Raw genomic sequence first — 18,760 nt, 5'->3', positions numbered from 1 at the left:
GGAGGTGCCATGTCGACCGCCCTGACCGGCCCGGAGACCGGACCCAAGCCGCTGACCCAGGGCCACCAGTCCCGGGGCATCCTGATCGCCCTCTGGGCCTTCGTGGTCGTACCGTTCCTCGCTCTGCTCGCTGCCGTGCCGATGGCCTGGGGCGGCTGGCTGGGCTGGAGTGACGTGCTCGTGGCCGGCTTCTGGTACATGCTGTCCGGACTCGGCGTCACCGTCGGCTACCACCGCTACTTCACCCACGGCTCGTTCAAGGCGAAGCCGTGGGTGCGGACGGCGCTCGCGGTGGCGGGTTCGTTCGCCGTGCAGGGCGAGGTCATCCAGTGGGTGGCCGACCACCGCCGGCACCACGCCTTCTCGGATCTGGAGGGCGATCCGCACTCGCCGTGGCGGTTCGGGGAGAGCGTCGGGGGGCTCACCCGGGGGCTGTTCCACGCGCACGTGGGCTGGCTGTTCAACCGGGAGTTGTCCAACCGGGAGCGGTTCGCCCCGGACCTGCTCGCCGATCCGGCCACCCGCCGCGTCGATCGGCTGTTCCCGGTGCTGGTGGCGGTCTCGTTGCTCGGGCCGGCGGCGATGGGCGGGCTGCTCACCTGGTCGTGGCAGGGCGCGTTGACCGCGCTCTTCTGGGGCGGGCTGGTCCGGATCGCGCTGCTGCATCACGTCACCTGGGCGATCAACTCGGTCTGCCACGTCTACGGGGAGCGCCCGTTCGCGGTGCGGCAGGGTGACCGGGCGGCGAACTTCTGGCCGCTGGCACTGCTGTCGTTCGGGGAGAGCTGGCACAACCTGCACCACGCCGATCCGACCAGCGCGCGGCACGGGGTGCTGCGGGGTCAGCTCGACCCGTCGGCGCGGGCGATCTGGCTGCTGGAGAAGGCCGGGGTCGTCTGGGCGGTGCGGTGGCCGAAGCCGGAGCGGATCACGGCGAAGCTGGTGGAGCCGGAGCGGATCCGGGCCCGGTCGGCGGGGCGGGAGCGATAACCGGTCGGTCGGGCGCGTCGCGGCCTGGCAGGATGGCCGGATGACCGACCTTCAGCGCCGCCGACCGGCCGGCCCGCCCGGCGGCCGGATCCGCAGCGGCCGCGACGCCGGGCCGCGGGTCCGCGGGGGGACGACATGAGCGCGCAACTCCCCCGCCAGGGCGGCACCGAGCGCCGGCGAGGTGACGAGATGACCGAGGTTCCCGGCAAGGACGCCGGCGCCGCCCGGCGGCGGGCGGTGCCGGCGGCGAAGCCATCCTCCCGGGTACGGATGTCCGCGACGCAGCGCCGCGAGCAGTTGATCTCGATCGCCCGGCAGATCTTCGCGGAGCGCGGTTTCGACGCCACCTCGATCGAGGAGGTGGCCGCCCGGGCCAAGGTCTCCAAGCCGGTGGTCTACGAGCACTTCGGCGGCAAGGAGGGGCTGTACGCGGTGGTGGTGGACCGGGAGGTCCGCTCGCTGCTGGACCGGATCACCACGGCGTTGACCGCGGGGCATCCGCGGGAGTTGCTGGAGCAGGCGGCGTTGACGCTGCTGACGTACATCGAGGAGGAGACCAGCGGGTTCCGGGTGCTGGTCCGGGAGTCGCCGCTGATGTCGGCGACGGGCAACTTCAGCAGTGTGATGAACGACGTCGCGCATCAGGTGGAGCACATCCTGGGCGCGGAGTTCTCCAGCCGGGGGTACGACCCGAAGCTGGCCGAGTTGTACTCGCAGGCGCTGGTGGGGATGGTGGCGTTGACCGGCCGCTGGTGGTTGGAGGTGCGCAAGCCGCGCAAGGAGACGGTGGCGGCGCACCTGGTGAACCTGGCCTGGAACGGCCTGTCGCATCTGGAGGCGAAGCCCGGCCTGATCACGTCCCGCAAGCCGGGCTGAGCCGGCGGGGGGTCAGTGGTTGCCCTCTGCGACCGCGTGGCGGCGGCGGCGCATCTCCGCCTCGGCGTGCTCGGGCGGGCCGATCTTGTCGTAGAGGCCGGTGGCGAGCAGGATCAGCCCGAACAGCATCGACACGATGACGGTCGACATCGAGAAGTTGAGGATGTTCGCCGTGGTCTGCAGCACGGACATCATGATGATGCTGGTGACCAGGAAGACCACCCCGGCGGTCAGGTTCATGTAGTGGCCGAGGTTGGTGCGGCGGGACGCCCCGATCAGGAGGAAGGCGCCGAACAGCACCGACACGATCGAGAACGCGAGGTTGGTCCGGAGTCCGAGCGCCCAGTGGCTGCCGCGGGCGAAGAGCGACTCGCCCGCGGTCAGGAAGACGCCGTACACGCCGAAGACCAGGATGTACAGCCCGATGACCCCGGAGAGGACCCGGTAGAACTGCCGGGCGGGATGGTTCACCGGTAGGTGCGGCATGGGATCCTCCCGCCAAGGTGACCGATTTCCGGCAATTGTCACCCGCGCCGTTCGACCTCGTCCCCGGAAACGCAAAAGGCCCGGCCGGAGCCGGGCCTTTTCACAGGTGGGGCTCAGAGCACGAGCCGAGCCTTCTCGAAGGCCTCCCGCTCCTCGTCGGTGCCGACCTTGCCGTACATGCCGGCCATCAGCAGCACCAGGGCGAGGACCAGCACCACGATGACCGTCGCGACGCTGAAGTTGAGGATGTTCGCGTCGGTGCGCAGGAACGCCAGTGCGGCCAGGCCGAGGGCCATCAGGGCGTACGACAGCCACTGGTTGATCATCACGTCGAGGTTCCGGCCGATCACCGTGCCGAGCAGGATCAGCGCGCCGACGATGATCGAGACGAGCGAGAAGCCGAGGTTGGTGCCCTGGCCGAGGACCGTGGTGTCGTCCTGGGCGAGGAAGTCGTTGCCGAGGCTGACGATGACGCCGAGCCCGCCGAAGACGACGAAGTACAGACCAACGAGCCCGCCGATCGCCCGGTAGATCGGCCGCGCGGGGTGGTTGACGGGGGTGTGGGCCATCTCTGCGTCTCCAAGACCGAACGGAAAAGGGGTCGGGGGTGATTGTCCCGCACGGCGAACTGTGACGCCGCACACCCCCCACCCGTGTCGAGGTCAGCCGGTCGGCAGTTCCTCGGCGAGGGTCAGCCAGGCCTCCTCGGTGCGTTCCCGCTCGGCCCGCAGCTCCTTCAGCTGGGCGTCCAGGTCGGCGACCCGGGCGTAGTCGGTGGCGTGCGCGGCGAGTTGGTCGAGCAGGTCGGCCTCCTTCTGCTCCAGCTTGGCGATCTGCCGTTCCAGCTTGCCGAGTTCCTTCTTCGCGGTGCGCACCTCCGCGGCCGACATGCCCTCGCGGGCTGGGGCGGCCCCGGCCGGGGTGAGGTCGGCGGGGGCCGGTCCGTTGCCCGCGGCGGCCCGGGCCAGATACTCGTCGACCCCGCCGGGCAGGTGCACGAGCCGCCCGTCGCCGAACATCCCGTACGCGACGTCGGCGACCCGCTCGATCAGGTACCGGTCGTGGCTGGCCACCACGATCGTGCCGGGCCAGGAGTCGAGCAGATCCTCCAGCGCGGCGAGGGTGTCGGTGTCCAGGTCGTTGGTGGGCTCGTCGAAGAGGAGCACATTGGGTTCCCCGGCGAGCAGGCGGAGCATCTGCAGGCGGCGGCGCTCACCGCCGGAGAGGTCGCTGACCGGGGTCCAGAGCCGGCGGTCGTCGAAGCCGAAGATCTCGGCGAGCTGGGCGGCGCTGATCTCCCGGTCGCCGAACTGGACGCGCCGGGCCACCTCCTCGACGGCCTCGAGGACGCGCAGGTGACCGGGGAGTTCGGCGAGTTCCTGGGAGAGGAAGGCGGGCCGCACGGTCTGCCCGGTGGTGAGGCGCCCGCCGTCGGGCCGGGTGACGCCGGCCAGCATCCGCAGCAGGGTGGTCTTGCCGGCGCCGTTGCGGCCGAGGATGGCGATCCGGTCGCCGGGGCCGACCTGCCAGGTGGCGTCGTGCAGGATCTCCTTCGGGCCGGCGTGCAGGGTGACCTGGTCCAGGTCGTACACCTGCTTGCCGAGCCGGGCGGTGGCGAGCCGTTGCAGCGACATGGTGTCGCGCGGCGGCGGGACGTCGGCGATGAGCGCGTTGGCCGCGTCGATCCGGAACTTCGGCTTGGAGGTCCGGGCGGGCGCGCCGCGGCGCAGCCAGGCGATCTCCTTGCGGAGCAGGTTCTGCCGGCGGGCCTCGGTGGCGGCGGCGACCCGCTGCCGCTCGGCCCGGGCGAGGATCCAGGCGGCGAAGCCGCCCTCGTACGCCCGGACGGTCTGGTCGGCGACCTCCCAGGTGGTGGTGCAGACGGCGTCGAGGAACCACCGGTCGTGGGTGACCACGACGAGGGCGCCCTTGCGGGTGACCAGGTGCCGGGCCAGCCAGTCGACGCCGCCGACGTCGAGGTGGTTGGTGGGCTCGTCGAGGATGAGCAGGTCGGCGTCGCGGACCAGCAGCGCGGCGAGCGCGACGCGGCGGCGCTCGCCGCCGGACATCGGGCCGACGGGCGCGTCGAGGCCGAGGTGGGGCATGCCGAGGCCGTCGAGGATGGCCCGCACGCCGGCGTCGCCGGCCCACTCGTGCTCGGCGCCCATGCTCTCGCCGAGCCAGGCGGTGCCGAGGACGACGTCCCGGACGGTGGCCTCGGGGGCCAGGTTCAGGCTCTGCGGCAGCCAGGACACGCGCAGGTCGCGACGGTGGGTGACCCGGCCGTCGTCGGGTTCCTCGGTGCGGGTGAGCAGCCGCAGCAGGGTGGACTTGCCGGCCCCGTTGAGGCCGACCACGCCGACCCGGTCGGCGTCGTCGAGACCGAGCGAGACGTCGGTGAGCAGCGGCCCGGCAGCGCCGTACCCCTTGGACACCCGGTCCAGGTTGACGATGTTGGCCACTTCCCCACCTTCCATGATCAAGGCGTCCCGGTGCGGGCGGGCACCTCGGGACGCCTGGCCCCTCAGGGTACGCGGGTCCGCCCGACGGACGTCAGGCCCCGACGCGGGTCAACGACCGCTGCCGCCCGGTTTGTTCCGGCCGCCGGATGGTCCGGTGCACGAGGTCGCCGACCCGGCGGTGTCCGGGCCGCCGGGACACCGCCACATCGGCGACGCCAAGTCGATCTTGCTCGACCGGGCGGGCCGGACCGAACGGGCCGAACCGAACGGGCCGGACCTGGCCAGGCCGGGTCGGGCCAGGCCGGGTCGGGCCAGGCCGGGTCGGACGTCCGGCAGGTTCAGACGGTGCGGGCGCCGGCCACCGGGCCGTGGGCCACCCGGGCCTCCCGGCAGACCCCGGCGGCCGCCAGCTCGGCGGCGATCCGCCCGGCGTCGGTCTCGTTCGCGGTGAGGAAGACGCAGGTCGGCCCGGAGCCGGAGACGATTCCGGCGAGCGCGCCGGCCGCCTCGCCGGCCTTGAGGGTCTCGGCGAGCGTGGGGCGCATGGTGAGCGCGGCGGCCTGAAGGTCGTTGCCGAGCGCGGCGGCCAGCACCCGGGGGTCGCGCTGGCGCAGCGCGGCGAGCAGCGTGTCGGTGCTGCCCAGCGGCTCCCCGGCGCTGCCGGTGTCGCGCAGCCGGTCCAGTTCCCGGTAGGCGGCGGGGGTGGAGAGGCCGCCCTCGGCGATCGCCACCACCCAGTGCCACGACGTGGGGCGGGCCAGCACCGGGCTGACCGCCTCGCCCCGACCGGTGCCCAGCGCGGTGCCGCCGTGGATCAGGAACGGCACGTCCGAGCCGAGGTCGGCGGCGATGCCGGCCAGCTCGTCGCGGGACAGCCCGGTGCCCCAGAGCGCGTCGCAGGCGACCAGGGTGGCCGCCGCGTCGGCGCTGCCGCCGGCCAGCCCGCCGGCGAGCGGGATCTGCTTGCGCAGGTGCAGCCGGGCGTGCGGCGGGACGCCCGCGTACCCGGCGAGGGCGTGGGCGGCTCGGATCACCAGATTCGTGTCGTCCAGGGCCAGCTCGCCGGCGCCCTCGCCCTCCATGGTGAGGGTGAGCGTGTCGCCCCGGCGGGCGGTCAACTCGTCGTGGATCGAGATCGCGTGGTAGACGGTGTTCAGCTCGTGGAAGCCGTCCCGGCGCAGCGGCCCCACCCCGAGATGCAGGTTGATCTTGGCGGGCACCCGGACCTTCACCGGCCCGCTGGCCCCGCGCCGCTGCCCGTCCTCGTCGTCCGGTCGCCAGGCCTCGGTCACGGGGCGATGTCCCGTGGGCGCAGGCGGATGTCGAACGGCTTCTCCACGATCAACTCCTCGGCGGGTCGGGCAACGGCGCCCAGCCTACTGGGCGACGGCGGGGACGGCCGGGGCCGACGCGGCGATGGCGGCGAACTGCTCCACGGTCAGCGACTCGCCACGGGCACCCGGGTCGACGCCGGCGGCGGTGAGCACCGCGGCCGCCCGGTCGGCGCCGCCGGCCCAGCCGGCCAGGGCGGCGCGCAGAGTCTTGCGGCGCTGCGCGAACGCCGCGTCGACCACCGCGAAGACCGCCTCCCGGCGGACGTCGGCGCGGGGCGGCTCCCGGCGGGTGAAGGCGACCAGCCCGGAGTCGACGTTCGGCACCGGCCAGAACACGTTCGGCGGGACCTTGCCGGCGGCCCGGGCCCTGGCGTACCAGGCGAGCTTGACCGACGGGACGCCGTACACCTTGGAGCCGGGACCGGCGACGAGCCGGTCGGCGACCTCCTTCTGCACCATGACCAGGCCGTGCCGCAGGGTGGGCAGCTCGGCGAGCAGGTGCAGCACCACCGGCACGGCGACGTTGTACGGCAGGTTCGCCACCAGCGCGGTGGGGGCGGGTTCCGCCAGGTCGGCGGCGCTGACCCGGAGCGCGTCGGCGGGGTGGACGGTGAGCCGGGCGGCGTCCGGGCCGGCGAACCGGGCGGCGGTCTCCGGCAGCGCGGCGGCCAGCGCCGGGTCGATCTCCACGACGTGCACGTGCGCGGCGACCGGGAGCAGGGCCAGGGTGAGCGAGCCGAGCCCGGGGCCGACCTCCAGCGCCACGTCGTCCGGGGCGAGCCCGGCGGTGGTGACGATCCGGCGGACGGTGTTCGGATCGTGCACGAAATTCTGGCCGAGCTTCTTGGTCGGCGTCACGCCGAGGCGCGCGGCGAGCTCCCGGATCTCCGCCGGGCCGAGGAGGCCGGTCACGCCCCGTAGCGTATGCGGCCCGGCCGGGTGGCAAGGAGGGGCCCCGGTCAAGAACGGGCCCCTCCGGTCACCACGGGCCGAAGACGCGATCGCCGGTCGCGGAGATCGCGGCGCAGAGCTCGTCGACGTCGGTCTCGGTGGTCGCGGCCAGGAACCGGACCGTCAGCGGGATCAGGTACGACGCGTTCGGCCGCCCCCGATGCGGCATCGGGGTCAGGTACGGGGCGTCGGTCTCCACCAGCAGCTGGTCGACCGGGGTCACCGTGGCGGCCTCGCGCAGCGCGCCGGCACTGCCGAAGGTGACCGTGCCGGCGAAGCTGAGCAGGTAGCCCCGGCGGACACACTCGCGGGCGAAGTCGGCGTCGCCGGAGAAGCAGTGCAGCACCACCGTGTCCGGGGCGCCCTCGTCGTCGAGGATGCGCAGCACGTCGGCGTGCGCGTCCCGGTCGTGGATGACGAGGGCCTTGCCGTACCGCTTGGCGATGGCGATGTGCGCGCGGAAGCTCTCCTCCTGGGCGGCCCGCCCCTCGTCCCCGGTACGGAAGAAGTCCATCCCGGTCTCGCCGACGCCGCGTACCCGGTCGCGGGCGGCCAGGGCCTCGATCTCGCGCAGCGCCTCGTCCAGGTCGGCCAGGCGGGGCGCCTCGTTCGGGTGCAGCGCGACGGTGGCCAGCACGGCTCCGTAGCGCTCGGCGACGTCGGCGCCCCAACGGGACGACTCGACGTCCACGCCGACCTGGACCAGCCGGTCCACGCCGACGCCCGCGGCCACCGCGATGACCGCGCCGACCGGGTCGTCGGCGGGTCCACCCCCGGGTACGCCGGCCTCGCTGACGGTGATGTCGAGGTGGGTGTGGCTGTCCAGCACGGGACGGGGCAGCGCCTCGGGGGCGGGCGGGAACTCCCCGGCCCGGCGGGCGGCCCGTTGCTTGCGGGTCTCGGTCCGCTCGCTCAGCTGTTCGGTTGGCTCGGTCATCAACCAGAGGATCACACACTGGCCGGGTCCACCCGCCCGCCACCTCGTGTTCATCTCCACTACCCAGCGCGAACCTACCGTCGCAGCGTGACTGAGCGGAACGCGCGAACCATCGGGCACCGGAGCGGGCGGACGATCCGTGCAGCGATCGTGACGCCATGAGTGTGACCCCTCAGGCTGGCGGGGCCGCCTCCGAGCGGACCGGCCTGCACGTCACGTACGAGGGCCGGGTGCACCCGGCGGAGGAGATCGCGCGGGGCGCGGCGTACGAGCTGTTCAGCGCCGAGGAGGTGCCCGGCTTCGAGTGGGCGCCCCGGCCGGGTGTGGCGTACCCGTGGCGGAAGTTCGTGCACGTCAGCGAGGTGAGCGCGGTGCACGGGGCGGCCGAGCCGACCGAGGACGCGGACCCGCCGCTGCTGATGCCGGTGCACCGCACGCACGGCTGGGCCCACCTGCACCAGCTCAGCCAGCAGCCGGCCGCGGCCGGCGACCCGACGCTCGCCGCGGTACGCGCCTCGGCGGTGATCCGGCCGGGCACCCGGATGGTGAAGGTGCTCTCCGCCCGCCAGCTCGCCGGCTATGTGCGGGGTTGGCTGCCGCACGGCTTCTGCTACCGGGAGCACGACGTGGCGCACCTGCGTACCCCGGGCGGGATGGCGGTGCTGCGCGGCGACGGCGAGGGCGGCGACGTGGCCTACGCGCTGCGCTGGCGGGCCGCCGACCCTACCGACTTCGACGTGCCGGTCGGCCCGGCGCACCAGGGGCTCACCGCGCTGCCGCCGCGGGACCGGCTGGGGCCGCCGGTGCTGGGTACCGGCTTCGTGCCGAGCAACGGCCAACTCGTCCCGGAGTTCGTTACCCGGGACTTCGCCGACCTGCCGATGCCGGCGAACGCCACCCTGCTCGCCTATCCGGCGGACGGGGTGGAGGTGGTGCTCTACACCTACCAGGCGGAGCAGCGGGGCTGGCTGCGCCTGGTCGGCCGGCAGTGGCGGCACCTGCTCGCGGCGGTGCCCGGGCTCTCCCCCGACCAGGAGTACGTGCCGACCGGTGACGCGCCGCGCTCCACCCGGCTCGTCGGCGCGTACGGCGGCAACGAGTACGAGGCGGTGGCCGACCAGCCGGGCGGCTTCCGCGTCCTGGCGATGACCCGGGCGGCCCGGTACCCGGTGGAGTCGGCGGCCCGGCGGCTGCGGTACGCCACCTGGCGCGGGGTGCCCTGCCTGGTGCTGCGCGAGGAGTCGGGCTGGCTGCGGCTGCGGCTGTGCCGGCCGGATCCGGACACGGTGGCCACCACCGGGGCGCAGTGCCACGAGCGGGGCGTCTACGAGGCGTGGGCACCGGGCACCGAGGTGACCGACGACCGGGTGGTCGACCTGCCGTACCGCACGGCATAACCGCCGTCGGCGCGGGAATCCGCCGGGGTCCGATGCACCCCAGCTCAGGAGACCCGAGATGCCCTTCATCACCGTCGGCACGGAAAACTCCGCGCCCATCGACCTGTACTACGAGGACCACGGCACCGGGCAGCCGGTCGTGCTCATCCACGGTTTCCCGTTCAACGGGGCGACCTGGGAGAAGGTGTCCATCCCACTGCTGAACGCCGGATACCGGACGATCACCTACGACCGGCGCGGTTTCGGCAGTTCCGCCCAACCGACCGCAGGGTACGACTACGACACCTTCGCGGCCGACCTGGACGTGCTGATGACGGAGCTCGACCTGCGCAACGCGATCCTGGTCGGACACTCGATGGGCACCGGCGAGGTGACCCGCTACCTGGGCACGTACGGGTCGAGCCGGGTGGACCGGGCGGTGCTGCTGGCCCCGATCGCGCCGTTCCTGCTGAAGACGCCGGACAACCCGGAGGGCGTGGACAAGAGCCTCTTCGACGGTTTCCAGCAGGCCATCCTCAACGACCGCTTCGCCTACCTGACCCAGTTCTGCAACAGCTTCTTCAACTACGACGAGAACAAGGGGAAGTCGGTCAGCGAGGAGGCGTTCCGGGCGCACTGGGAGATCGGCACCCGGGCGTCGGCGAAGGGCACCCACGACTGTGTCGACGCCTGGCTGACGGACTTCCGGGGCGACCTGGGCCGGATCGACGTGCCGGTGCTGATCGTGCAGGGCGACAAGGACGCGGTGCTGCCGTATCCGGTGACCGGGCAGCGGTTGCAGCCGATGCTGCCGGGCAGCCAGTTGATCACTCTGCGGGGCGCCCCGCACGGCATTCCGTGGACCAACGCCGCCGAGGTGAACAAGGCGATCATGGAGTTCATCGGCGCGCCGTCGATGGCGCGCGCCTGACCGGCGCGGACGGCGCGGCCCCGGGGAGGTGTCCCCGGGGCCGCGGTCGTCCGTCGGGCTCAGCCGGCGAGGCGGGCCAGTTCCTCGTCGACGATGGACGGGTCGAGCTTGCGGAACACCGGCTTCGGCGCCGCGAGCGGCCGACCCACCGCCAGGGGTACGGACTCCCAGCGCGCACCGACCGTGTAGTCGCCGGTCAGCACCGGGTACGCCGGCCCACCGTCGAGGTCCCGCACCTCCTCGATCACCGGCATCGGCGCGTGCACGCCGGTGCCGCCGAGCAGCTCGTGGATCTTCTGGGCGGCGTGCGGCAGGAACGGGGTGAGCAGCGTGTTGGCGTCGCTGACCACCTGGAGGGCGACGTGCAGGATGGTGCCCATCCGGGGCTTGTCGTCCTCGCCCTTGAGCTTCCACGGGGCCTGCTCGGAGAGGTACTTGTTGGCCTCGGCGACCACCTTCATCGCCTCGCCGATGGCCTGCTTCTGCCGGTGCTTGGCGATCAGGTCACCGACGACGGCGAAGCCGGCCCGGGCGGTGGCGAGCAGCGCCTCGTCGGCCTCGGTGAGGCCGGCCGGGTCGACCGGTGGGATCGCCCCGAAGTTCTTCGCCGCCATCGAGACGGACCGGTTGACCAGGTTGCCCCAGCCGGCGACCAACTCGTCGTTGTTGCGGCGGAGGAACTCCGACCAGGTGAAGTCGGTGTCGTTGCTCTCCGGGCCGGCGACCGCGATGAAGTAGCGCAGCGCGTCGGCGTCGTACCGCTCGAGGAAGTCCCGGACGTAGATGACCACCTTGCGGGAGGAGGAGAACTTCCGGCCCTCCATGGTCAGGTATTCGCTGGAGACCACCTCGGTGGGCAGGTTGAGCCGGCCCAGCTCGCCCGGCTCGCCGTCGCGCGACCCCTCGCCGGAGTAGCCGCCGAGCAGCGCCGGCCAGATCACCGAGTGGAAGACGATGTTGTCCTTGCCCATGAAGTAGTAGCCGCGGGCGTCCTTGCCCTCCGCGTCGGCGGACCACCACTTCCGCCAGGCCTCGGGGTCGCCGGTGCGGCGGGCCCACTCGATGGAGGCGGACAGGTAGCCGATGACCGCGTCGAACCAGACGTAGATCCGCTTGTCGGCCCGGTCGCGCCAGCCGTCGAGCGGGATCGGCACGCCCCACTCCAGGTCCCGGGTGATGGCCCGGGGCTGCAGGTCGTCCAGCAGGTTCCGGGAGAACCGGAGCACGTTGGGGCGCCAGCCCTCCCGGGTGTCCAGCCACTGCCGCAGCGCCTCGGCCAGGGCGGGCAGGTCGAGGAAGAAGTGCTCGGTCTCGACGAACTCCGGCGTCTCGCCGTTGATCTTCGAGCGGGGGTTGATCAGGTCGATCGGGTCGAGCTGGTTGCCGCAGTTGTCGCACTGGTCGCCGCGGGCGCTGTCGTACCCGCAGATCGGGCAGGTGCCCTCGATGTAGCGGTCGGGCAGGGTGCGGCCGGTGGACGGGGAAATCGCCCCGGTGGTGACCTCCGGGACGATGTAGCCGTTACGGTGCAGCCCGAGGAACAGCTCCTGCACCACGGCGTAGTGGTTGCGGGTGGTGGTACGGGTGAACAGGTCGTACGACAGCCCCAGCGCCCGCAGGTCCTCGGCGATCACCCGGTTGTACCGGTCGGCCAGCTCGCGCGGGGTGACCCCCTCGGCGTCGGCCTGCACCTGGATCGGGGTGCCGTGCTCGTCGGTGCCGGAGACCATGAGCACGTCGTGACCGGCCATTCGCATGTACCGGGCGAAGACGTCGGAGGGAACGCCGAATCCGGATACGTGGCCGATGTGGCGCGGACCGTTGGCGTAGGGCCAGGCGACCGCGGCGAGAACGTGACTCATGAGCAGCAAGCCTAGTGAGTGCCCGAGGGCAGCCGCGAACCAATAGGACGCGTCCCACGCATCGACTCAGACACCGGGCTCCGTCAGCTGTGCACGACGGTGTAGACCTCGCGCCGGCGCAGCCCGTACTCGGCGGCCACCTCGGTGATGGCGTCCCGCCGGGACAGGCCGGCCGCCTCCCGCGCGGCCACCGCGGCGCGCAGCGTGTCGTCGTCGGGGCGGACCGCAGCGGCCGGCGGCGCACCCGCCACGACCAGGGTGATCTCGCCGCGCGGCTCGCCCGCCGCGGCCCACTCGGCCAGCTCGCCCAGCGGCCGGCGGACCACCTCCTCGTAGGTCTTGGTCAGCTCGCGGCAGAGCGCGGCCGGCCGGTCCGGGCCGAACGCGGCGGCCAGGTCGGCCAGCGCGCCGGCGATCCGGTGCGGGGCCTCGAAGAGGACCAGGGTGCGCTCCTCGGCGGCGAGAGCGCGCAGCCGGGACCGGCGGGCGGCCGGTGTGCGGGGCAGGAAGCCTTCGAAGCAGAACCGGTCGCAGGGCAGCCCGGAGAGCGCCAGTGCGGTGGTCACCGCGCTCGGCCCGGGGGCCGCGGTGACCGGGAAGCCGGCGTCGAGGGCGGCCCGGACCAGCCGGTAGCCGGGGTCGGAGACGCTGGGCATGCCGCCGTCGGTGACCAGCGCGACGGTGTAGCCGGCGGCGAGCACCTCGACCAGCTCCGGGGTACGCCGTTCCTCGTTCCCCTCGAAGTAGGAGACGATCCGGCCGGCCACGGTGACGCCGAGGTCCCGGGCCAACCGGGTGAGCCGCCGGGTGTCCTCGGCGGCGACCACGTCGGCGGTGGCGAGCACCTCGCGGAACCGGGCCGACGCGTCGGCCGGGTTGCCCAGCGGGGCGCCGAGCAGCACGACCCGTCCGACCTCGGACATTTCACCCACGGAGTGCGCTCCTTCATCGACAGCCGTACCAATCTCGGGGACGACGGGCGCCACCGGGCACCTTCGCAGCCTACGATCGCCGGGTGACGAGTGCCTCGACAGCACAGAGCGCGGACGCCGGCCGGGCCGGATCGGACCGGACGGCCGCCGGTCAGCCGGCCACCGATCAGGCCGCAGCGACGACCGGTGGCGGTGGGGTCCCGGCCGTCGTCCGGCGGCGGCTCGCCACCGTCGACGCCCGCCTCGACGGGCACGCCTGGCTGGCCACCGCCGTCGTGGTGGCGATCGCGGCAATCCTGCGCCTCGTCGGGCTGAGCGGCCCCAAGGGCAAGATCTTCGACGAGATCTACTACGCCCGGGACGCCTACGGGCTGGTCGACAAGGGCGTCGAGTGGAACTACAAGGACAACGGCCCGTCGTACGTGGTGCATCCGCCGCTGGGCAAGTGGCTGATCGGGTTCGGTGAGTGGGCCTTCGGCTATCAGGACGCGGAGACGAAGATCTCCGTGCCGGGGCACCTGACCACCACCGCCCCCGAGTTCGGCTGGCGGATCGCGGCGGCCGTCGCCGGCACTCTGTCGGTGCTGCTGCTGGTCCGGATCGCCCGGCGGATGTTCCGCTCCACCGCGCTGGGCTGCGCGGCCGGCCTGCTGCTCGCCCTGGACGGCTTCCACCTGGTGCTCTCCCGCACCGCGCTGCTCGACATCTTCCTGCTGCTGTTCGTGCTGGCCGCGTTCGGCGCGCTGGTGCTGGACCGGGACGCCCGGCGCCGCCGCTGGGCCCGGGCGCTGGCGGCGGGGCTCGACCCGTCGACACCGGGGCGGGCCGGCCGGCCGCCGTCGGGCTGGCGGAACTGGCCGTGGTGGCGGCTGGCCGCCGGGGTGCTGCTCGGCTGCGCCTGCGCGGTCAAGTGGAGCGGCGTGTACTTCGTGCCGGCCTTCGCGCTGCTGGTGATCTTCTGGGAGGTCGGCGTCCGGCGCTCGGCGGGGGTACGCCACCCGTGGCGGGACGCCCTGCTGGACGAGCTGCCCTGGCTGCTGCTGGCCGGGGTGCTGATGGTGGCCACCTACGTCGCCACGTGGTCAGGCTGGCTGTTCACCGACGACGGCTACTACCGGCTCGCCAGCCGCTACCCGAACACGCCGGGGCTGAGCGACACCCCGGTGATCGGGCCGCTGATCAACCTGTGGGAATACCACAAGGCCGCGTACGGCTTCCACACCCAGCTCGACGAGCCGCACAAGTACCAGTCCTGGCCGTGGCAGTGGCTGCTGCTGGGCCGGCCGGTGGCCTTCTACTGGTCCGGCGACGGCAACTGCGGCGCGCCGCAGTGCGCGAGCGAGATCCTGCTGCTGGGCACCCCGCTGCTCTGGTGGTCGTTCCTGCCCGCGCTGGCGGCGCTGGCCTGGCTCGGACTGGCCCGGCGGGACTGGCGGGCCGGGGCGATCCTGCTGAGCGTGGCCGCCGGCCTGCTGCCCTGGTTCTGGTTCGCGCTGGACGGCCGGACGATGTTCTCCTTCTACGCCGCGCCGGCGCTGCCGTTCCTGGTGCTGGCGGTGACCTACGTGCTGGGCGCGATCATCTCGCCGGCACCGGCCGCCGCCCTGAGCACGGGGGCGCCACCGGGCGGGCCGGACGTCGCCGACCGCCGGCTGGTGGGCGGGATCATCGCGGGCGCGTACGTGCTGCTGGTGGGCCTCTGCTTCGCCTACTTCTACCCGGTCTTCGTGGGCCGCCTGATCACATACGCGGACTGGTCCGCCCGGATGTGGCTGGACGGGCGCTGGATCTGACGCCCTGGCGCTACCGGCGGTGGGCTGGAGAACACAAAGAAGCGCGCCCCGATCGCCTGCCACGGGGGAAGCGGGCGATTGGGGCGCGCAGAAGAAGCTTAACCACCCCGGATCAGCGGCACAACTGGTCGTCTCCGGTCAGATTCCCGACCGGCGAGCCCCCACGAGGATGATTCGCCCGCAGGTGGCGCCGACGGGCCTGGCGCGAAGACCTTACGAGAGCCTTACGGCTTCGTTCCGCGCCGGCCGAGGGGGCGCCCGCCCGGCCGACCCGCCGAGGGGAGCGCTTTCCAGACCGCTCGGGCCCGTGGCCGGTGTTGATCTCCGGAGCTTTCGTCATCGTTGACGGCTTATAGGGCTGAAACTTCCCGCTTGTCTGTTAAGTCGGCTCTATGGCCTGCAATCCGGATATGCGAATGATGAAATATTCGTCGTCGGCCAGCCACGGGAGGGGTGATGTCCCAGCGATGACCGACAGCCAATGACCAGCTGGGTGATCATCCGGGTGCCACCACCCGGATGATCATCCAAAGTGGATCTCACTACACTTCGGCCGGTGATCAACAAGAGCAGATCGGCAGCTGTCCTCATTGGACTGCTTGCGACGACCGCGCTGATCGGTCCGGCGCCCGCCCGGGCCGGCGACGACACCCCCGAAACCCCCGCCGAGCCGCCCAAGGTCGAGCTGGTCCTCGACGTCAGCGGCTCGATGCGGGCCCGCGACATCGACGGGCGCAGCCGGATCTCGGTCGCCCAGCAGGCGTTCAACGAAGTCGTGGACGCGCTGCCGGACGAGACCCAGCTCGGCATCCGGGTGCTCGGGGCCACCTACCGGGGCAAGGACAAGAAGCAGGGCTGCCTGGACACCCAACAGATCGTGCCGGTCGGCCCGGTGGACCGTACGCAGGCCAAGGCGGCCGTGGCCACCCTCCGGCCGACCGGCTTCACCCCGGTCGGGCTGGCGCTCCGCTCCGCCGCGCAGGACCTCGGCACCGGCAGCACCGCCCGCCGGATCGTGCTGATCACCGACGGCGAGGACACCTGCGCCCCGCCCGACCCCTGCGAGGTGGCCCGCGAGCTGGCCGCCCAAGGCACCAAGCTGGTCGTCGACACCCTCGGCCTCGCCCCCGACGAGAAGGTACGCCGGCAGCTGCTCTGCATCGCCGGCGCGACCGGCGGCACCTACACGGCGGCGCAGAGCGCGGACGAACTGACCGGCCGGATCAAGCAGCTCGTGGACCGGGCCCGGGACACCTACACCGCCACCCCGACGGTGGTCGGCGGGTCGGCCGAGTGTGCCAACGCGCCGCTGCTCGGCCCCGGCGTCTACACCGACCGGGAGGCGTTCTCCGAGCACCGCTGGTACCGGGTGCCGGTGCGTCCCGGCCAGGAACTGCGAGCCTCGGTCAGCGTCGCACTGGACCGGCCGGTCAACCCCGACTACGGCGTACTGCTGCGGGCCACCGCCCCGGACGGACGGGAACTCGTCCGGGGCGTGGACGCCGGCAGCGGACGGACCGACGTGATCTCCACCGGCCTGCGCTGGTCCGCGGCCGAGGACACCCCCACCCCGAGCCCCAGCGGTACGCAGACCGCCGAGACGGTGTGCCTCGTGGTCAGCAACTCCTTCGCCGCACGCCCCGGCACCCAGGTCACCCCCGGCATGCCGGTGGAGCTGAACGTCGACGTGGTCGCCGCGTCCCCCGCCCCGGACGGGCCGGACCTCGGCCGCGGCTGGACACTGCTGCTCCTGCTCACCCTGGCCGGGCTGGTCACCGGGCTGGTCGCCGGGCTGCTCACCCGCTGGTGGGTCGCCACCTGGAGGGAGAACTGAGGATGCGTACCCTGATCCGCTCCGCGGCGGCGCTGGCCGCCATCGGGCTGACCCTCACCCCGGCCGCCGCCTCGGCCGAGCCCACCCCGTCGCCGGGCGCCGCCACGGTCACCAAGGCCGGCACCTCGTTCCTGACCGCCACCGCCATCGCCGCCGGCCAGCCGGTCCAGGTCGGCGCGTCGACCGGCGACCACCTCTACTGGTCGTTCCGCGCGGAGGCCGGGCAGACCCACGAGATCGGCGCCAACGTCGCCTTCCCGAAGGGCCGCACCGGCCCGTCCACCTGGACCGTCGAGGTCTTCGACGGGCTGCGCCGCAGGCAGGCCTGCACGGCCGGCGCGCAGACCCCGACCGCCGACGCGACCGCGACCGGCGTCACCCTCGGCTGCACGCTGCGCCGGGTCCGGCCCTGGGCCGAGCCGTGGTCCGGCGACCCGCTGCCGGGCACCTACTACGTCCGGCTCTCCGTGACCGAGCTGCCCGAGCCCGACCTGGGCCTGCCGATCGACGTGGACCTGCTGATCAGCGTCGACGGCGATGGCGGCACGTCCGGCGACGACGGGAAGTTGGCGGCACCGCTGGTGCCCAACACCCGGGCCGGGACGCTGCTCACCGCCGAGCCGACACCCGAGCCGGTCGCCGAGGAGGAGCTCAGCCTCACCGGTTGGCTCCCCGAGGCCGGCTCGCGCTGGGTCTGGACCACCGCCGGTGGCGTGCTCGCCGCCGTGGCGGGCGTGGTCGGCTTCGCGCTCACCCGGCGACCCCGCCGACCCTGACCCGCACCCGGTGGCCGCCGCGGACCCGAACGCGGCGGCTACCGGAGGCGACGGTCAGGTGGTGCGCGGGCTCCGCGGCACCCAGCCGATGAACCGGTCCTGAAGCGACGACACCGGCACGGCCCGCAGGTCCCGCGTGGCGGCGGCCAGGCAGGAGCCGAGATAGACGGTCAACGAGGCGCGGTCCACCCGGTATTCGGCCAGCAGCCGGCTCCGCTTGGTGGTGCACGGCCAGTCGTCGCCGCAGGAGTTGCAAGTCCAGTCGGGGGTCACCGGCGTGTGCTCGTCCGGCTGTGGTCCCGACGCCTCCGCACCAGGCGTCATCGGCTGTTCCTTCCCATGTGGACGTATTTGCTCCTGAGAGGTTCCCCGCCCCGTTGACTCCCCTACAGCGTCCCGGGACGCTCCGGCGTTACATCGTTGCGGTACGTTCACCGTCCATGGCCGCCGTCAACTTCCCCGAGGGGGCAGAAGTCCCTCCCTACCTGTGCCAACGCGCATCGGGGGCGAACGATGCGTGACCTCCTGCCACCGGCGGTCGCGGTGGCCGTGGCCGGCCCCGGGGACTGGTCCGGCACACTGCTCCCCGCCGAGTCGGCCTGCCTCAGCGACCACGCGGTGGAGAGCCGGCGCCGGGACTTCACCGCCGGCCGGATGTGCGCCCGCCGGGCCCTGGCCGGACTCGGGCTGCCGGCCGCCCCGGTCCCGTCGGCACCCGACCGGTCCCCGGTGTGGCCGGCCGGGGTGGTCGGCACCATCACCCACACCCGGGGTTACTGCGCGGCGGCCGCCGCCCGGGCCACCGAGGTCCGCTCGGTGGGCATGGACGCCGAGCGCCACCGGGAGCTCAACCCGGGGGTACGCCGGGCGATCTGCCTGCCCGAGGAGGAGGCCGACCTGGCCCGGCTGCCGGCCGGCGTCCCCTGGCCGACCGTGCTGTTCAGCATCAAGGAGACCGTCTACAAGGTCTGGCACCCGGTCGTCGGGACCTGGCTGGACTTCCACGACGCCCGGGTCACGATCGACCCCGAGGCCAGGACGTTCACCGCCCGGATCGCCCCGGCGCGGCTCGCCGCGGCCCCGGCCACCGATCCACCGGCATCGGTCACCGGCCGGTTCGCGGTGGACGCCGAACTGGTCCGCAGCGCCGCCGTCCTGGGACCCCGGTGACGTCCTGACGGACAGCTTGGCGGCGGCTTGTACCGTCTTCCCGACTGAAG

17 protein-coding genes are annotated in these 18,760 nt (G+C 73.1%); 8 read left to right on the top strand and 9 right to left on the bottom strand.

All coding sequences use genetic code 11. From position 1 onward, the window contains the following. The first annotated feature begins 9 nt into the window (after nt 1–9). Together ABZ783_RS14130 and ABZ783_RS14125 are read left to right on the top strand one after the other, a co-directional pair. Nucleotides 10–990 carry an acyl-CoA desaturase gene (locus ABZ783_RS14130; RefSeq protein ID WP_357437471.1) on the top strand — a complete coding sequence of 327 codons (981 nt, stop codon included), beginning with the start codon at nt 10–12 and terminating at the stop codon, nt 988–990. A gap of 189 nt (nt 991–1,179) precedes the next feature. Then, nucleotides 1,180–1,866 carry a TetR/AcrR family transcriptional regulator gene (locus ABZ783_RS14125; protein WP_357437890.1) on the top strand — a complete coding sequence of 229 codons (687 nt, stop codon included), beginning with the start codon at nt 1,180–1,182 and terminating at the stop codon, nt 1,864–1,866. 12 nt (nt 1,867–1,878) lie between these two features. Here ABZ783_RS14125 and ABZ783_RS14120 read toward each other — a convergent pair whose 3' ends face one another. The 6 genes from ABZ783_RS14120 to ABZ783_RS14095 all read right to left on the bottom strand — a co-directional run bounded on the left by ABZ783_RS14120 (nt 1,879) and on the right by ABZ783_RS14095 (nt 8,036). After that, entirely contained in the window at nt 1,879–2,352 is a 474-nt protein-coding gene (locus ABZ783_RS14120; RefSeq protein WP_357437469.1) for a DUF4383 domain-containing protein, read from the bottom strand. Between the two features lie 113 nt (nt 2,353–2,465). Continuing rightward, nucleotides 2,466–2,921 (bottom strand): DUF4383 domain-containing protein, encoded by a 456-nt coding sequence (locus ABZ783_RS14115; protein ID WP_357437467.1) that lies wholly within the window; start codon nt 2,919–2,921, stop codon nt 2,466–2,468. Between the two features lie 93 nt (nt 2,922–3,014). After that, nucleotides 3,015–4,814, bottom strand: coding sequence for an ABC-F family ATP-binding cassette domain-containing protein (locus tag ABZ783_RS14110; RefSeq protein WP_357437465.1), 1,800 nt, complete (start codon nt 4,812–4,814; stop codon nt 3,015–3,017). Between the two features lie 338 nt (nt 4,815–5,152). After that, on the bottom strand, nt 5,153–6,106 hold the full coding sequence (locus ABZ783_RS14105) for a 4-(cytidine 5'-diphospho)-2-C-methyl-D-erythritol kinase (protein WP_357437463.1): 954 nt from the start codon (nt 6,104–6,106) through the stop codon (nt 5,153–5,155). 84 nt (nt 6,107–6,190) lie between these two features. Next, nucleotides 6,191–7,060 (bottom strand): 16S rRNA (adenine(1518)-N(6)/adenine(1519)-N(6))-dimethyltransferase RsmA, encoded by an 870-nt coding sequence (gene rsmA / locus ABZ783_RS14100; RefSeq protein WP_357437461.1) that lies wholly within the window; start codon nt 7,058–7,060, stop codon nt 6,191–6,193. Nucleotides 7,061–7,127: 67 nt separating this feature from the next. Then, nucleotides 7,128–8,036, bottom strand: a complete 909-nt coding sequence (locus tag ABZ783_RS14095; protein ID WP_357437459.1) for a TatD family hydrolase — start codon at nt 8,034–8,036, stop codon at nt 7,128–7,130. Between the two features lie 158 nt (nt 8,037–8,194). Here ABZ783_RS14095 and ABZ783_RS14090 point away from each other — a divergent pair, with 158 nt between their 5' ends. Next, nucleotides 8,195–9,433, top strand: coding sequence for a hypothetical protein (locus tag ABZ783_RS14090; RefSeq protein ID WP_357437457.1), 1,239 nt, complete (start codon nt 8,195–8,197; stop codon nt 9,431–9,433). Between the two features lie 58 nt (nt 9,434–9,491). After that, nucleotides 9,492–10,343, top strand: coding sequence for an alpha/beta hydrolase (locus ABZ783_RS14085; RefSeq protein WP_357437455.1), 852 nt, complete (start codon nt 9,492–9,494; stop codon nt 10,341–10,343). 59 nt (nt 10,344–10,402) lie between these two features. Here the strand turns inward: ABZ783_RS14085 and metG are convergent, their stop codons facing one another. After that, nucleotides 10,403–12,205 (bottom strand): methionine--tRNA ligase, encoded by a 1,803-nt coding sequence (gene metG, locus ABZ783_RS14080; protein WP_357437452.1) that lies wholly within the window; start codon nt 12,203–12,205, stop codon nt 10,403–10,405. Between the two features lie 83 nt (nt 12,206–12,288). Then, the gene (gene rsmI, locus ABZ783_RS14075) at nt 12,289–13,137 is read right to left on the bottom strand and encodes a 16S rRNA (cytidine(1402)-2'-O)-methyltransferase (protein ID WP_357437450.1); all 849 of its coding nucleotides are present in this window, start codon (nt 13,135–13,137) and stop codon (nt 12,289–12,291) included. Nucleotides 13,138–13,220: 83 nt separating this feature from the next. Here rsmI and ABZ783_RS14070 point away from each other — a divergent pair, with 83 nt between their 5' ends. From ABZ783_RS14070 to ABZ783_RS14060, 3 genes are all read left to right on the top strand, one after another. Further along, nucleotides 13,221–14,930 (top strand): phospholipid carrier-dependent glycosyltransferase, encoded by a 1,710-nt coding sequence (locus ABZ783_RS14070; RefSeq protein WP_357437447.1) that lies wholly within the window; start codon nt 13,221–13,223, stop codon nt 14,928–14,930. A 556-nt stretch (nt 14,931–15,486) separates the two neighbouring features. Next, on the top strand, nt 15,487–16,764 hold the full coding sequence (locus tag ABZ783_RS14065; RefSeq protein WP_357437444.1) for a VWA domain-containing protein: 1,278 nt from the start codon (nt 15,487–15,489) through the stop codon (nt 16,762–16,764). Between the two features lie 2 nt (nt 16,765–16,766). Continuing rightward, nucleotides 16,767–17,540 (top strand): peptidase, encoded by a 774-nt coding sequence (locus tag ABZ783_RS14060; RefSeq protein ID WP_357437442.1) that lies wholly within the window; start codon nt 16,767–16,769, stop codon nt 17,538–17,540. 54 nt (nt 17,541–17,594) lie between these two features. Here ABZ783_RS14060 and ABZ783_RS14055 read toward each other — a convergent pair whose 3' ends face one another. Continuing rightward, nucleotides 17,595–17,864 (bottom strand): hypothetical protein, encoded by a 270-nt coding sequence (locus ABZ783_RS14055; RefSeq protein ID WP_357437439.1) that lies wholly within the window; start codon nt 17,862–17,864, stop codon nt 17,595–17,597. A gap of 189 nt (nt 17,865–18,053) precedes the next feature. On the opposite strand from ABZ783_RS14055, the gene ABZ783_RS14050 reads away from it, so the two are divergent. Next, nucleotides 18,054–18,710, top strand: coding sequence for a 4'-phosphopantetheinyl transferase superfamily protein (locus ABZ783_RS14050; RefSeq protein ID WP_357437436.1), 657 nt, complete (start codon nt 18,054–18,056; stop codon nt 18,708–18,710). Nucleotides 18,711–18,760 lie beyond the last annotated feature (50 nt).

This window comes from Micromonospora sp. NPDC047738, assembly GCF_040642675.1.
Taxonomy (GTDB): Bacteria; Actinomycetota; Actinomycetes; order Mycobacteriales; family Micromonosporaceae; genus Micromonospora.
Note: the sequence above shows the minus strand (reverse complement) of the source record. Positions and strands in the feature narration are given on the sequence as shown.